This is a genomic window from Tolypothrix sp. FACHB-123 (genome assembly GCF_014697075.1).
In the GTDB taxonomy this organism is placed as follows: Bacteria; Cyanobacteriota; Cyanobacteriia; order Cyanobacteriales; family Nostocaceae; genus Aulosira.
On record NZ_JACJRE010000010.1, the window covers coordinates 1 to 13,507 of the forward strand.

9 protein-coding genes and 1 pseudogene are annotated in these 13,507 nt (G+C 41.0%); 7 read left to right on the top strand and 3 right to left on the bottom strand.

Features of this window, described 5'->3' with window-relative positions; translation table 11 throughout:
* Positions 1-719: 719 nt before the first annotated feature.
* Positions 720-2,309: a Re/Si-specific NAD(P)(+) transhydrogenase subunit alpha gene (gene pntA, locus H6G41_RS09260; RefSeq protein WP_190745745.1), complete on the top strand. Its 1,590-nt coding sequence runs from the start codon at positions 720-722 to the stop codon at positions 2,307-2,309.
* A 7-nt stretch (positions 2,310-2,316) separates the two neighbouring features.
* Positions 2,317-3,768 (top strand): Re/Si-specific NAD(P)(+) transhydrogenase subunit beta, encoded by a 1,452-nt coding sequence (gene pntB, locus H6G41_RS09265; protein ID WP_190745747.1) that lies wholly within the window; start codon positions 2,317-2,319, stop codon positions 3,766-3,768.
* Between the two features lie 199 nt (positions 3,769-3,967).
* Here pntB and H6G41_RS09270 read toward each other — a convergent pair whose 3' ends face one another.
* The gene (locus tag H6G41_RS09270; protein WP_190745749.1) at positions 3,968-4,294 is read right to left on the bottom strand and encodes a hypothetical protein; all 327 of its coding nucleotides are present in this window, start codon (positions 4,292-4,294) and stop codon (positions 3,968-3,970) included.
* Positions 4,295-4,738: 444 nt separating this feature from the next.
* Here H6G41_RS09270 and H6G41_RS09275 point away from each other — a divergent pair, with 444 nt between their 5' ends.
* The 4 genes and pseudogenes from H6G41_RS09275 to H6G41_RS09290 all read left to right on the top strand — a co-directional run bounded on the left by H6G41_RS09275 (position 4,739) and on the right by H6G41_RS09290 (position 8,250).
* Positions 4,739-6,697 (top strand): COR domain-containing protein, encoded by a 1,959-nt coding sequence (locus H6G41_RS09275; RefSeq protein ID WP_374939414.1) that lies wholly within the window; start codon positions 4,739-4,741, stop codon positions 6,695-6,697.
* Positions 6,698-6,753: 56 nt separating this feature from the next.
* Positions 6,754-7,587 carry a hypothetical protein gene (locus tag H6G41_RS09280; RefSeq protein WP_190745752.1) on the top strand — a complete coding sequence of 278 codons (834 nt, stop codon included), beginning with the start codon at positions 6,754-6,756 and terminating at the stop codon, positions 7,585-7,587.
* A gap of 81 nt (positions 7,588-7,668) precedes the next feature.
* A pseudogene (locus H6G41_RS36180) lies at positions 7,669-7,719 on the top strand (hypothetical protein); the annotation flags it as partial.
* Between the two features lie 66 nt (positions 7,720-7,785).
* Positions 7,786-8,250 (top strand): hypothetical protein, encoded by a 465-nt coding sequence (locus H6G41_RS09290; RefSeq protein WP_242037853.1) that lies wholly within the window; start codon positions 7,786-7,788, stop codon positions 8,248-8,250.
* Between the two features lie 123 nt (positions 8,251-8,373).
* Here the strand turns inward: H6G41_RS09290 and recR are convergent, their stop codons facing one another.
* Positions 8,374-9,003 carry a recombination mediator RecR gene (gene recR / locus H6G41_RS09295; RefSeq protein WP_086685392.1) on the bottom strand — a complete coding sequence of 210 codons (630 nt, stop codon included), beginning with the start codon at positions 9,001-9,003 and terminating at the stop codon, positions 8,374-8,376.
* A 195-nt stretch (positions 9,004-9,198) separates the two neighbouring features.
* Between recR and H6G41_RS09300 the strand changes: the two genes are divergently transcribed.
* The gene (locus tag H6G41_RS09300) at positions 9,199-10,770 is read left to right on the top strand and encodes a WG repeat-containing protein (RefSeq protein ID WP_190745754.1); all 1,572 of its coding nucleotides are present in this window, start codon (positions 9,199-9,201) and stop codon (positions 10,768-10,770) included.
* 313 nt (positions 10,771-11,083) lie between these two features.
* Here H6G41_RS09300 and ftsH2 read toward each other — a convergent pair whose 3' ends face one another.
* Positions 11,084-12,967 (bottom strand): ATP-dependent zinc metalloprotease FtsH2, encoded by a 1,884-nt coding sequence (gene ftsH2, locus H6G41_RS09305; RefSeq protein ID WP_190745757.1) that lies wholly within the window; start codon positions 12,965-12,967, stop codon positions 11,084-11,086.
* Between the last annotated feature and the right edge of the window lie 540 nt (positions 12,968-13,507).

Below are 13,507 nucleotides of genomic sequence, written 5' to 3' on the forward strand. Positions count from 1 at the left end.
GATGTCAATACATATAAGGCTTTTGGCAAAATAAAGATGCTTTTTTTGTGTTTATATGAGTGCTATAACTAATAATTTGGCATAATAGCTACTGAAGAACCAAAATTATTATTTTTTTGTTGATATTGCTATAGTAAATATTATTTACCCTAGTCGCTAGATATTTGGTCTACTAAAACCAATAATGGTTGTGAAGAATTAATACAATTATCGATATCCTATACTATAAGAAATAGTATCTTTAGAATAAGTAATTCAATCAATATCAAAGATACAACCTGAGTAGGGGAGACAAAAACAAAAACACTTTTGTAAACAAAAGTTGTTTTCATATTTCGTGCTGAGAGGCGGTTTGCCGAAAACATTCCATCTTAAAATTGTCCTAAGTGGCGTGCGCATGGCGTACCACAATTAATTTCAGCGTCATTTTGAGGTTGGTGCAAGATCTAAACCTCCCGTTAAAAGCGATCGCTCCTAGCAACTAAATACAGTCAGCAATAAAATCCTCATTATTCCCAAATTTTGGCGATCGCATAATTCAATTCCACATTAAATTGCATACAGCCAAATTAGGGCATGGGGCATTGGGCATTGGGCATTGATTAATTATGTGTTTTACTTCCTCTGCCCCTCTGCTTCCTCTGCTTCCTCTGCCCCTCTGCTTCTCTCCCCCCTTCTCAACAACTGGGAACACTGCATAAATCAATAGGAGAACGCCAATGAAGATTGGTATTCCAAAAGAAGTATATCCTGGCGAACAGCGTGTAGCCGCTACGCCAGATACAGTCAAACGCTTGCAAAAGCTGGGTTTTGATGTATTAGTAGAAAGAAATGCTGGCTGCGGCGCAAACTTTAATGATGATGCTTACACCGCAGCACAATGTCAGATTGTCCCAGATGCAGCAACTTTATGGACAGAAGCAGATATTGTCCTCAAGGTGCGCCCACCGCAATTGCACCCAGATGCATGTAAACATGAAGTTGATTTACTGCATCAGGGAAGTACGTTAATTAGTTTTATTTGGCCTGCCCAAAATGGCGATTTATTGCAAAAATTAGTATCGCGTCAAGCTACAGTCTTGGCGATGGATGCAATCCCCCGGATTAGTCGAGCGCAAAAGCTAGATGCTTTAAGTTCAATGGCAAATTTGGCAGGGTATCGGGCGGTAATTGAAGCAGCTAACCACTTTGGGCGCTTCTTTAACGGACAAATTACCGCAGCCGGTAAGGTACCACCAGCCAAGGTAATGATTATTGGTGTGGGCGTTGCGGGATTAGCCGCCATTGGTACAGCTAAAGGATTAGGCGCAATTGTGCGCGCTTTTGATACTCGCTTAGTAGTTAAAGAACAGGTAGAAAGTCTCGGAGCAGAATTTCTCGAACTCAACTTTGCTGAAGATGGAACTGGTGAAGGCGGTTACGCCAAGGTGATGAGCGACGAATTCATCAAGGCGGAGATGGCGCTGTTTGCCGAGCAAGCCAAAGAAGTTGATATTATCATCACTACAGCCTTGATTCCTGGGAAAAAAGCACCAGTGCTAATTACTCAGGAAATGGTTGAGAGTATGAAAGAAGGTTCGGTAATTGTTGATTTAGCAGCCGAGCAAGGTGGGAATTGTGCCTGTACTCATCCCGGTGAAGTTTACCGTCACAAGGGAGTAACCATAGTTGGTTTAACAGATTTGCCTAGCCGCATGGCACAACAAGCCAGTCAACTTTACGGTACAAATCTTTACCATCTCCTCGAAGACATGGGAGGAGCAAAGAATTTTCAAGTCAATCTCGAAGATGAAGTCATTAGAGGCGCTTTAGTCGTTCATAGTGGCGAAATAACTTATCCACCGCCAAAAGTAGAGAAAAAAGTAGAGGTAACAGCAACCAAAAGTAGCAAAAGTGAAGATAAAGTCAAAGAGCCGATTCCAGTCTTAGCAACTGCGCCAGCTTCCCCAGTTCCCAGCACAGCCAAAGGTGGGAGTAATGTAATTTGGCTGTTATTGGTTGGTGTCGCCTTACTTGGTATTGGGATAAGTGCGCCGCCAGAATTTTTGTCTCATTTTATTGTGTTTGTTCTGGCTTGCTTTATTGGTTGGCAAGTAATTTGGAATGTCAAACCAGCATTGCATACACCACTAATGAGCGTGACTAACGCCATTAGCGGCATCATTATTCTCGGCGGGATGCTGCAAATATCGGGAACATCCAACTTATCTACAACAATTCTGGGAGCGATCGCAATTCTTGTCGGCACAATTAACATCTCCGGCGGTTTCCTAGTCACCCAAAGAATGCTCAAAATGTTCCAAAGGTAAAAGATTTATGTCAAATAATTTACTGACAGTAGCCTATATTGTCGCTAGCGCCTTATTCATTCTCAGCCTTGGGGGACTATCCGATCAAGAAACTGCACGCAAAGGCAATGTTTATGGCATCGTAGGAATGCTGATTGCTTTTGTAGCAACTGCCCTATCTCTAAATATCAATGCTTACGGTATCTTGGCTACAGTTGTTATTCCCGGAGCAGTTATAGGGGCAATTGTCGCTTCGCGGGTAGCCATGACTTCTATGCCAGAATTAGTAGCAATTCTGCATAGTTTTGTCGGTGCAGCCGCAGTTCTCGTTGGCATTGCTAATTATCTCCAAGAAACGCCACTGAATCCTGGAGAGTCCACAATCCACCAAATAGAAATATTTATTGGTGTATTTATTGGTGCAGTCACCTTTACTGGTTCAATCGTTGCCTTTGGTAAACTTAGAGGTATCATCAGCAGCAAACCCTTACTATTACCAGCAAGGCATTTATTAAACTTAGCTATGCTTGCGGCTGTAATCTGGCTTGGTAGTCAATTTCTCGGTGCAGAAGTAACAATCGGATTGCAACCTTTATTAATCATGTCTGCAATTGCCGCAGTTTTAGGCGTTCATCTTGTCATGGCAATTGGTGGCGCGGATATGCCGGTGGTAATTTCCATGCTCAACAGCTACTCTGGATGGGCGGCGGCGGCGGCTGGTTTCATGTTATCTAACGACTTACTGATTATTACCGGTGCATTAGTCGGTAGTAGTGGGGCAATCCTCAGCTACATCATGTGCAAAGCCATGAACCGTTCCTTCATCAGCGTCATTTTAGGCGGCTTTGGGGCGCAGACAACTAGCGCAACTATGGCAGATGGCGCACAGCCAGAAGGTAAAGTTAACTCAGCGACAGTAGAAGACACAGTAGAAATTCTTTGCCGTGCCAAGAGTGTGATCATTGTTCCTGGCTACGGTATGGCAGTAGCCCAAGCACAACATGGCGTTTCCGAAATTGTCAAACGATTGCGCGATCGCCGAATTAAAGTGCGTTTCGGTATTCATCCCGTAGCTGGACGTATGCCAGGACACATGAATGTTTTGTTAGCAGAAGCGAAAGTTCCTTATGATATCGTCTTAGAAATGGACGAAATTAATGAGGATTTTACGGAAACAGATGTAGTCTTAGTCATTGGTGCTAACGACACTGTTAACCCCAGCGCCTTAGAAAATCCCAATAGCCCCATTGCGGGAATGCCTGTACTCGAAGTTTGGAAAGCTGGTACAGTCATCGTCATGAAACGCAGTATGGCAAGCGGCTATGCTGGAGTAGAAAACCCGCTATTTTATAAGCCAAATACCCTGATGTTGTTTGGCGATGCGAAGAAAAATATTGATGCAACAGTCAGCAAACTTAGCGAATTAAGCGAGGAAAGCAGCAATATTAATCTAGTAGCGAAACCAGTATTTTCCACATAAGCATTGTTAGTGAGAATACTTGCGCTGATACCGCCATACCGCCGTCACCCTCAAGGGTGCGGCTAATTAAACAAAGCCTGCAAATGCAGGCTAATTTTTTTAGCCCACGCAGGTGGGCTTTGTATTAATAGCCCCAGGCTTCCAGCCTGCGGGCGATATATCGGGTATGCGATTGATAAAATGCGTAGGCGATCGCATCTCAACTGATTTGTCCAAGGGACATCCAATTTTTTAAATACCCATTTAAGACTTTGCCCTTAAAAGCTATGGTGTACACACAAGTTGCTTCATTAGCATTGTTAATGTAACGGCTCACATTGTTAATGTAACGGCTCACATTATTAATGTAACGACTGACATTGTTAATGTAACGGCTCACATTGTTAATGTAACGGCTCACATTGTTAATGTAACGGCTCACATTGTTAATGTAACGGCTCACATTGTTAATGTAACGGCTCACATTGTTAATGTAACGGCTCACATTGTTAATGTAACGGCTCACATTGTTAATGTAACGGCTCACATTGTTAATGTAACGGCTGACATTGTTAATGTAACAACCTAAGTGCAATCAAATAGTAGTAGGGGCACGGCATCCACAATCTTTTGGTGTATACAGTAATCTTATCGGTGCCGTGCCCCTACGAAATATTGCATCTCAGCCTAACTGAACTCTATTGAATTTTAAGCGATCGCACTGCTTTGTTATATTAATGCATCGGTCTGCGATCGCATTGCATCGAGTGACAATGCGATTGTATTGAGTGACAACGTTATAGCTGTAGTCACATAGGTTAAACACCTGGAAAGCGTGAATGCTAAGAATTGCAATAGTTTTACCCGATCCTGAATCGCAAAATCTCAAAGCGCGTAGACATCGCCAAAAAGCGAAGATGTAGCATTTTTTTCATATCAGTTAAGATAATTTGCATCAATCTTCTTTCTTTTTACCCTTTTGCTGGGAATTATGACGCAGGATGAGTTATTGCTACTGATAGATCGCGCGGCGGCTGAGGGTTGGCGAGAGTTAGACTTGTCGGGGCAAGAGTTGACTGAGATACCAGAGGCGCTAGCTAAATTAACCAATCTCACCCAGCTTCACCTCGGTGGCAACGAAATAACCGAGATACCAGAGGCGCTGGCACAATTAACCAATCTCACCCAGCTTGACCTCAGTGACAACCAAATAACCGAGATACTAGAGGCGCTGGCACAATTAACCAATCTGAGGGTACTTGACCTCAGTGACAACCAAATAACCGAGATACCAGAGGCGCTGGCACAATTAACCAATCTCACCCAGCTTGACCTCAGTGGCAACCAAATAACCAATATTCCATTAGAAATTCTTAATTCAAAAGATACAAAAAAGATTTTGAATTACTTGCGGCAAATTAGCACAAGTGAAACTCGACCATTACACGAAGCCAAACTCTTGCTCGTCGGACAAGGTAGCGTCGGCAAAACATCCCTCATCGAGCGATTAATCCGCAATAAATATGATAAAAATCAACCCCAAACCGACGGACTCAATGTCCAAACTTGGAACGTACAGGTCAATAGCAAAGACATCCGCCTGAATGTTTGGGACTTTGGCGGACAAGAAATTTATCATGCCACACATCAGTTTTTTCTCACTAAGTGCAGCCTCTATCTCCTAGTTTGTAATTGTCGCACCAGCGAAGAAGAAAACCGCATCGAATATTGGCTGAAACTAATCGAAACCTTCGGCGGACAGTCCCCCGTGATTATCGTTGGAAACAAAAAAGACGAACAACCCCTCGACATCAACCGCAAGGCATTACGCGAAAAATATCCTAACATCCAAGCCATTATCGAAACTTCCTGCCAAGAAAATATCGGCATTGATGAACTTCGCGCCGCAATTTTGCAACAAATCGCCAACCGCAAAGAAGTCTACGACCTTCTACCGCTCTCATGGTTTGAGGTCAAACAGCAACTTGAATCCATGCCTCAAGACTTCATCACCTACAATAACTATATCGGCATCTGCTACGAAAACAAAATTCCCGAAGAACAAAACCAAGAGCAACTCATCGATTTGTTGCATCGACTCGGCTTAGTTCTCAACTTCCGCGAGCATCCCATCCTCAAAGATACCAACGTCCTCAAACCCAACTGGGTGACAGAAGGCATTTACGCGCTCCTGAGCGATGAAATACTTAAAACTAAAAACAAAGGCATTTTCACCTATGCGGATCTCAGCCGCATCCTCAATCCAAAGCGTTACCCCACCCAGCGTCACGGCTATCTAATCGGGCTGATGAAAAAATTTGAGCTTTGCTTTGCCCTAGAATGTCAGCCACCACAATTCCTGATTGCGGGACTTCTGCCCAAAGACGAACCAGAGGAAACAGAATTAGAAGGCGAAACCCTGGAATTGCAATACCATTACAAAGTTCTCCCCGAAAGCATCATTTCTCGCTTCATCGTCATCACCCACGAAAAAATTCATAACCAAATCTATTGGCGCAGTGGCGTCATGTTGAGATATCAAGAACACAACGAAATCTACAACATTGCTTGCATCAAAGCCGATCCCGAAGACAAAAAAATCTTCATCACCATTAGCGGACGCAAAGAAACCCGTCGCTTATTTCTCGGTATACTCCGCGATGTCTTCAACAAAATCCACAAAAGTATCCCCAATCTCGAAATCACCGAATGGGTTCCCATCCCTGGCTATCCCAATCATCCGCCCCTCGACTACCAAGAACTTCTGGGACTTGAGGCAATGGGTGAAAGAACAGTCACCATCGGCAAACTAAAATTAAAACTCGATTTGCGTCAACTTTTAGATGGCTACGAATCACTAGAATCGCGTCGAAAGAAATCTGATATTTTTATTGTACCCAGCTATGAAGATCTTGTAGAAAGCAAAATAAATGTTGACATATCTTCTTAAATAAGAAATGTATATAAAAATATCCGATATACAATCCTTTTGACTGAAGATAAAGAATGAATATTGATTACAAAATATATGTAATTTTTCCTAACTCTCGGAAAAGCTTATGTGAAATTATTACTCAGCACATCATTGAATTATTTGGTAATACTATATGTTGTGAAGGTATTACATATAGTCTCAACAACATAGACATCAAAAAGATCAATAAAATTCTTCAAGATAAATGCATTTTAATTATTGGCTACGAAGGAAATATTTCTTATGAAAATTGTTATAAATTAGGAATGGCTCATGCAAAAGATAGAATTGTAATTCTCATCAATATACTTCCCAAAGATGATTATATTTTTAAAGAAAATCCTGAATATATAAGAAAACATTTTTTTGTAGCATTCCAAGTGAATAAAAAAGAATTAGAAAGAATAACAAAAACTCTAGAGGATATAATTAATGTTATTTTGATAAATGATTTTTCTAGTATTCTTTATTTGAAAGCTATACATTTGTGCAATGATTTGGAGGTAGAAACTAAAATTACTATTACTAAACTAGATAAAAATTTGTTTGAATCTCGACTAAGCAAGTATGAAGAATATTTTTTAAAACAACATCAAAAAAAATTATTCGATTTGTATTTAGAGGATGACAAGAGCTTGTATATTACTTTGCTATATTGTATTTGTGAAGATAAATATCAACTCCTAGAAATTGAAGATAAAGCAAATATACAGCAACAATCATTACCAATGGGTAATGATTTATCTAAACAAGAAATATTAGAGAATTTTTTGATCAGTATTACTAATAATTATAATATTCAGCAATATGGAAAAGGCGATAATTTTGGAGGCGATAATATTGATGGAGATAAAATAATCGGATGATGCTAAAAATTCTAGATGTGGTCGCGCTCAAAAATCATTTACCAGAATCTCCTTGCTGGACAAGTGGCAACCATTGTCTAAATCCTCACTGCCGAAGTATACGAGGTAGAATTTAGTGATGATGACGGTCAAACCTATGCCATGCAAGCTTTACCAGCCCATCAACTCCCAAAATTCAATGACAAACCCCTAAAAAATATGTCTAACACCATCAATCAACACGGCAAAGGCGATAACGTTGCAGGTGATAAAATCATGCACGATAAAATCCAAGGTGATAAAAACCAAAATGATTTCAAAGGCGCAACTATTGGAATTGTCGCTCAAAACCAAGCCCAAGTCACAGTAAGCAACTTTAATCAAACAAGCGGCGCAAGCGTAGCAGAACTAATGCAAATCATCAGCACCATGCGTCAAACAGCCGCCCAATTTCCCCCAGAAATCCGCGACGACATCATTATTGATATTGATGATGTAGAAGCAGAAATTCAAAAGCCAGAACAAGAACGCAAGACAGCCAAACTCAAAAAGCGTCTAACAGCTTTACTAACTGCTGTTAGTTTAATCGCTGCACCAATTGCAGGTATAACAGACTTTACAAACAATGTTATGGAAATAGGAAGCAAATTAAATATCGAACTCCCGCTTCCCCCTGGTAAATAGACTTATTCGCGTTAAGGCATTTTTATTTAAAAATAATGACATTGCCAGAAATGCGATCGCATTTTCACTTTATATAATGACATTGCCAGGAATGCGATCGCCTGAACCAAAAAATCACAACCCTCAATCCAACTCTCGCCGCCCTTCCAAAGCCCTAGCTAATGTCACCTCGTCGGCGTACTCCAAATCTCCACCCACAGGTAAACCAAAAGCAATTCGCGTCACCTTGGTAAATGGTTTCAATAGTTGACCGATATATAATGTCGTGGTTTCCCCTTCCACGCTGGGACTAATCGCTAAAATTACTTCTTGGGGTTTTTGTTGACTCACCCGCCTCACTAAAGCTTGAACAGTCAACTGTTCCGGGCCGATACCATCCATTGGCGAAATCACCCCGCCCAAAACGTGATACTTACCTTTGAACTCGCGGGTTTTTTCCAATGCAATCACATCACGGGAATCGGCGACTACACATATAGTATTGATATCGCGGTTAGGATTGCGACAGATTTCACAAACTGGTTCAGCAGATAAATGAAAGCAGACAGAACACAAGCCCACCTGTTTTTTAGCATCAATCAGAGCTTGTGCCAAAGCCTCTACTTCTGTTTCTGGTCGCTTCAAAATATGCAAAGCCAAGCGCTGGGCAGACTTAGGCCCCACTCCTGGTAGGCGTTGCAATTGCTCAATTAACCGTGCTAAAGGACGTGCGTAAACCGTAGCTTTATCTCCAGAATGTTTTACCTTAACTATGATGACATTCTTAGAGGATTTTGGACGAGCGATCGCCCAAATTGCGTAGATGCAGAGCAGCTTATCGTAGACATCGCCTAATTCCCATATATTTATATTGCAGTAGTTGTATTATTTGTTGAAATACCTGACTAATAGGGTATTTTTTGAAGGGAATTTCCTACTTAAATTCATATATTGCGAGATTATTAAGATATGTCAAATTCTCTCAATTTTAGTGACATTCAAAATCATTGGGCTGAAAAATGTATCAGAGAATTAGCCAAACGCGAAGTGATTAAAGGTTATCCAAATGGTACATTTCTACCAGAAAAGACAATTACTCGTGCTGAAGCTGCGGCGATTTTAATGAAAGCTTTTGTTAATCTGCCAGCCAGACGAAATCCGATGCAATTTTCGGATGTTTCACCAAATTTATGGGCAGAACAAGCAATTGAATTTGCTAGTGCTAGAGAATTTTTCCAAGGTTATCCTGATGGCACTTTTAAACCCAACGAATTGTTACCAAGGGTGCAAGCAATAACTATTTTGGTAAAAGGAGTAAATTTTAATTTAGTGCAAAACCCTGATGCAATTCTGCTAGAATTTTTAGATGATGCGGCGGAAATTCCTGATTATGCTAAAGCCGCGATCGCAACTGCTTGTCTAAACTTTTTCGCTGTCAATTATCCCAATGTCAGAAGGTTACGTCCCAATCAACCAATTACTAGAGGCGAATTTGCGGCTTTAATTTGTCAAGCTTTATTTCTGTGGAATTTAGTGCCATCAAAATATGTAGTTGGTAGCGATATATTTAAAATTCAGCCGCAGTTTGATGCTGTAGAAGGTTTTTCTGATGGTGTAGCTTGGGTGCAAATTGGCAAGAAATGGGGTGTAATCGATAAAACTGGCAAAATAATTATAGCACCGCAATATTATGAGCATTACCCGTTTTCTTATGGGTTAGGATTAGTAACTATTGGTGGTAAATATCGCTATATAGACAAGACAGGTAAAATAGCGATCGCGCAAAATGTTGACAAAGCTTTTCCTTTTTATGAAGGTTTAGCCACGATTATAGTTAATGGCAAGATAGGCTACATTGATACCACAGGTAAAATTGTCATTAAACCGCAATTTGATTCTCCAAGAGGTTTATTCGGTTTTGCACATTTCTCTGAAGGTTTAGCAGCAGTTGGCTATCAAGAGAAAGTTGGTTTTATTGATAAATCAGGAAAATTTATTATTAAACCACAATTTCTCTGGGCTGATGCTTTTTATGATGGAGTAGCATTTGCTTCAACAAATTCAGTTTTTGGTTTTATTGATAAATCAGGGAAATTTACTGAAGTAGAGAAATTAGATACAGTAGATGTCAGCAGTCCTTTTTATGATGGATTGGCAAGATTTCCAGTCAATGGTGGTTATGTTTTTATTAATAAAACTGGAAAAAAGGCATTTCCGATAATATTTCCCTATGCCTCAAATTTTTCTGAAGGTTTAGCCGTAGTATCTATAAATGATAAAAGACAGTTTATTGATACTACTGGTAAATTTGTTCTGCAAAATAAATTTGATTCAGTATCAGACTTTTCTGATGGTGTTGCGTGGGTAACCATTGGTGAAAAACAAAGTTATATTAATCGCAATGGTGATGTGTTAATTAAACCTCGCTATATTGTGAATTATCATACTTTTTTTGAAGATTTAGCTGGGGTATTTGTAGGTGGTCAATTGAATTCATACAATTTTGTCGGTAAATGGGGTTATATTGCTAAAGCAAAATAACCTTTTAAAATAATTCGTAGTTCGTAATACTTCGACTTCGCTCAGTACAAGTGACGCTCCTTCGTCGCTAACGCTGCGCTAACGTAATTCGTAATTAATATTTATGAAAACATATAGTTTATCTCAATTTAATATAAAAATGCACGTAATTCTTTTCAAAAATTTGTAACTGAAAAAACTCTGCGTACCTTTGCGTTAACCTTAGCGTAACTTTGCGTTCAAAAAAGATATAGTTTTGTGCAGCTTCACAAATAAAAAAATGGGTATGGTGTTATTTCCATACCCATTAAATTAACTAATTTTCAATTAGTGATTATAGCTGCGCATACTGAGGTTTCTCAGGTACATCAGTGTACTCAGCCACAATTTGCCGGAATTCAGCACCGTCAATGGTTTCTTTTTCAATCAGCAAATCGACTAAACGGTCAGTGACGCTGCGATTATCACGAATAAGCTTCTTGGCGTTTTCGTAACAGTCTTCAACGATCGCTCTCACTTGACCATCAATCCGAGATGCAATAGATTCAGAATACTCAGATCTGGTTGTCCAGTCACGACCTAAGAACACTTCACCTTGTTGGCTTTCCAAGGACAAGGGGCCTAAATCTGACATCCCGAAGCGGGTAACCATTTGTCTAGCCATTCCCGATAACTGTTGTAAGTCACCACCAGCACCAGTAGTAACTTCAGCCGCACCAAAAATTACCTCTTCGGCTGCGCGTCCACCTAAAGCACCAGTAATCCGCGCTTTCAACTGAGAACGGGAAATTAAACCCTGTTCTTCGTTGGGAGTAAACCAAGTTAAACCTTGTGCTTGTCCGCGAGGAATGAGGGTAACTTTTTGTACTGGGTCGTGGTCTTTTAACAGTGTTCCCACTAAGGCGTGTCCGACTTCGTGGTAAGCAATTAAGCGCTTGCTCTTGCTGTCAACTAAGGGAGTACCTTCCATCCCCGCAACTACCCGATCAACCGCATCATCAATTTCGGTGAGGGTAATGCCTTCTTTGCGTCTTCTGGCGGTGAGAATTGCCGCTTCGTTGAGCAAGTTGGCTAAATCTGCACCTGTAAATCCAGGAGTACGACGAGCGATCGCATCTAAGGATACACTGGGGTCTAATTTCTTATTGCGGGCGTGGACTTGTAAAATTTCCAAACGTCCTTTGATGTCTGGTGCATCCACTGTTACTTGGCGGTCAAAGCGTCCGGGACGTAACAATGCTGAGTCTAATACGTCGGGACGGTTGGTAGCAGCAATAATAATGATGCCTGTGTTACCTTCAAAACCATCCATTTCGGTTAGTAGCTGGTTGAGAGTTTGCTCTCTTTCGTCGTTACCACCACCGATACCTGCACCACGCTGTCTACCTACAGCGTCAATTTCATCGATAAAGATGATACAAGGAGCGTTGTCTTTAGCTTTCTTGAACAAGTCGCGGACACGGGAAGCACCCACACCAACGAACATTTCCACGAATTCCGAACCAGAAATACTAAAGAAAGGTACGCCAGCTTCCCCAGCGATCGCTTTTGCTAGTAAAGTTTTACCGGTTCCTGGAGGGCCTACTAACAGCACGCCTTTAGGAATCCGCGCACCTACAGCAGTAAATCTTTCTGGCTGTTTGAGGAAGGTGACAACTTCTTGTAATTCCTCTTTCGCTTCTTCAATACCTGCTACATCGTCAAATTTCACCCCGGTTTTGGCTTCCATTTGAAACCGCGCTCTCGACTTACCGAAGTTCATTGCTTGACCGGGTCCGCCGGGAAGATTACTGGAGCGACGGAACAAAAAGAACAAACCGGTAATCAATAAAATTGGGAAAACTAAATTGCCCAATAAACCCCAAATAGCGCCATCATTGCGCATGGGATGAGCATCAAAACTAATTCCTTTGTCTTTAAGCTTGCTGATTAACTCAGGCGCGTTCACAGGTAAATCCACCCGCCACCGTTGGACACGATTTTCGATGTCTTGATCGACGGCTTCGACAATTGCTGTTCTGCCACCTTCATACAAATCTACGCTGCTGACGCGACCAGCATCCACATATTCCAGAAAGCGACCATAAGTCATGCGGGTATTGGCTGCATTTTTCGTCATATCAGCCGGCGCACCTGCAAATGCCCCTTGCCAAAAGAAAAAGCCAATTACCAAAGCAGGCAATGTCCAAAGTAGAAGGACTTTCCAAGAAAATTTCATCTTTATCTGCCTCTAGATGCCAATAGAACTCATCAGCTTTAGCAACCAAATGATGTAATCATCCTGCAATTTCAGGATGAGAGTTGAGTAAAAACTATAAAATTTTTCAACTTAACTGAACCTTGTAAGCTGCGCTACCCTTTGGTAACGCTACCACAAAGGCTTTTAATGGGGGAATTCAAAAGTTTTTGTCATCATCCATCCTTTACTTGGTTGCTAAATCGCTGGGAAACGGATCTTGATAAATCCATTTTGCTTAATCTGATGTTTTACGCGCATCGCTATAGAAACTCTAAGGGCCTTACAGCAAATCTATAACGACATCACGAATCTTAATTAAAGTTAACTTAATTTTAATACAAAACTACACCCCAAAAGCAACGAGAATTAAGAAAAGTCCCCAAGACGAAGCATTATTAAAGCTTGCTTCCTTAATCCTGGGCGCTTCTCTACTCTTCTATCCTATTGTCAATGCTTGATTTTGGATGCGGAAATCCTAGCGGTGTAGCTGATGTATTTGCGGCGACAAACAGCCATCTG

Coding starts and splice junctions, on each gene's coding strand:
- H6G41_RS09290 (WP_242037853.1), top strand. CDS start 7,786: ATGTCTAACACCATCAATCAACACGGCAAAGGCGATAACGTTGCAGGT.
- pntA (WP_190745745.1), top strand. CDS start 720: ATGAAGATTGGTATTCCAAAAGAAGTATATCCTGGCGAACAGCGTGTA.
- H6G41_RS09280 (WP_190745752.1), top strand. CDS start 6,754: ATGAATATTGATTACAAAATATATGTAATTTTTCCTAACTCTCGGAAA.
- ftsH2 (WP_190745757.1), bottom strand. CDS start 12,967: ATGAAATTTTCTTGGAAAGTCCTTCTACTTTGGACATTGCCTGCTTTG.
- pntB (WP_190745747.1), top strand. CDS start 2,317: ATGTCAAATAATTTACTGACAGTAGCCTATATTGTCGCTAGCGCCTTA.
- H6G41_RS09300 (WP_190745754.1), top strand. CDS start 9,199: ATGTCAAATTCTCTCAATTTTAGTGACATTCAAAATCATTGGGCTGAA.
- H6G41_RS09275 (WP_374939414.1), top strand. CDS start 4,739: ATGACGCAGGATGAGTTATTGCTACTGATAGATCGCGCGGCGGCTGAG.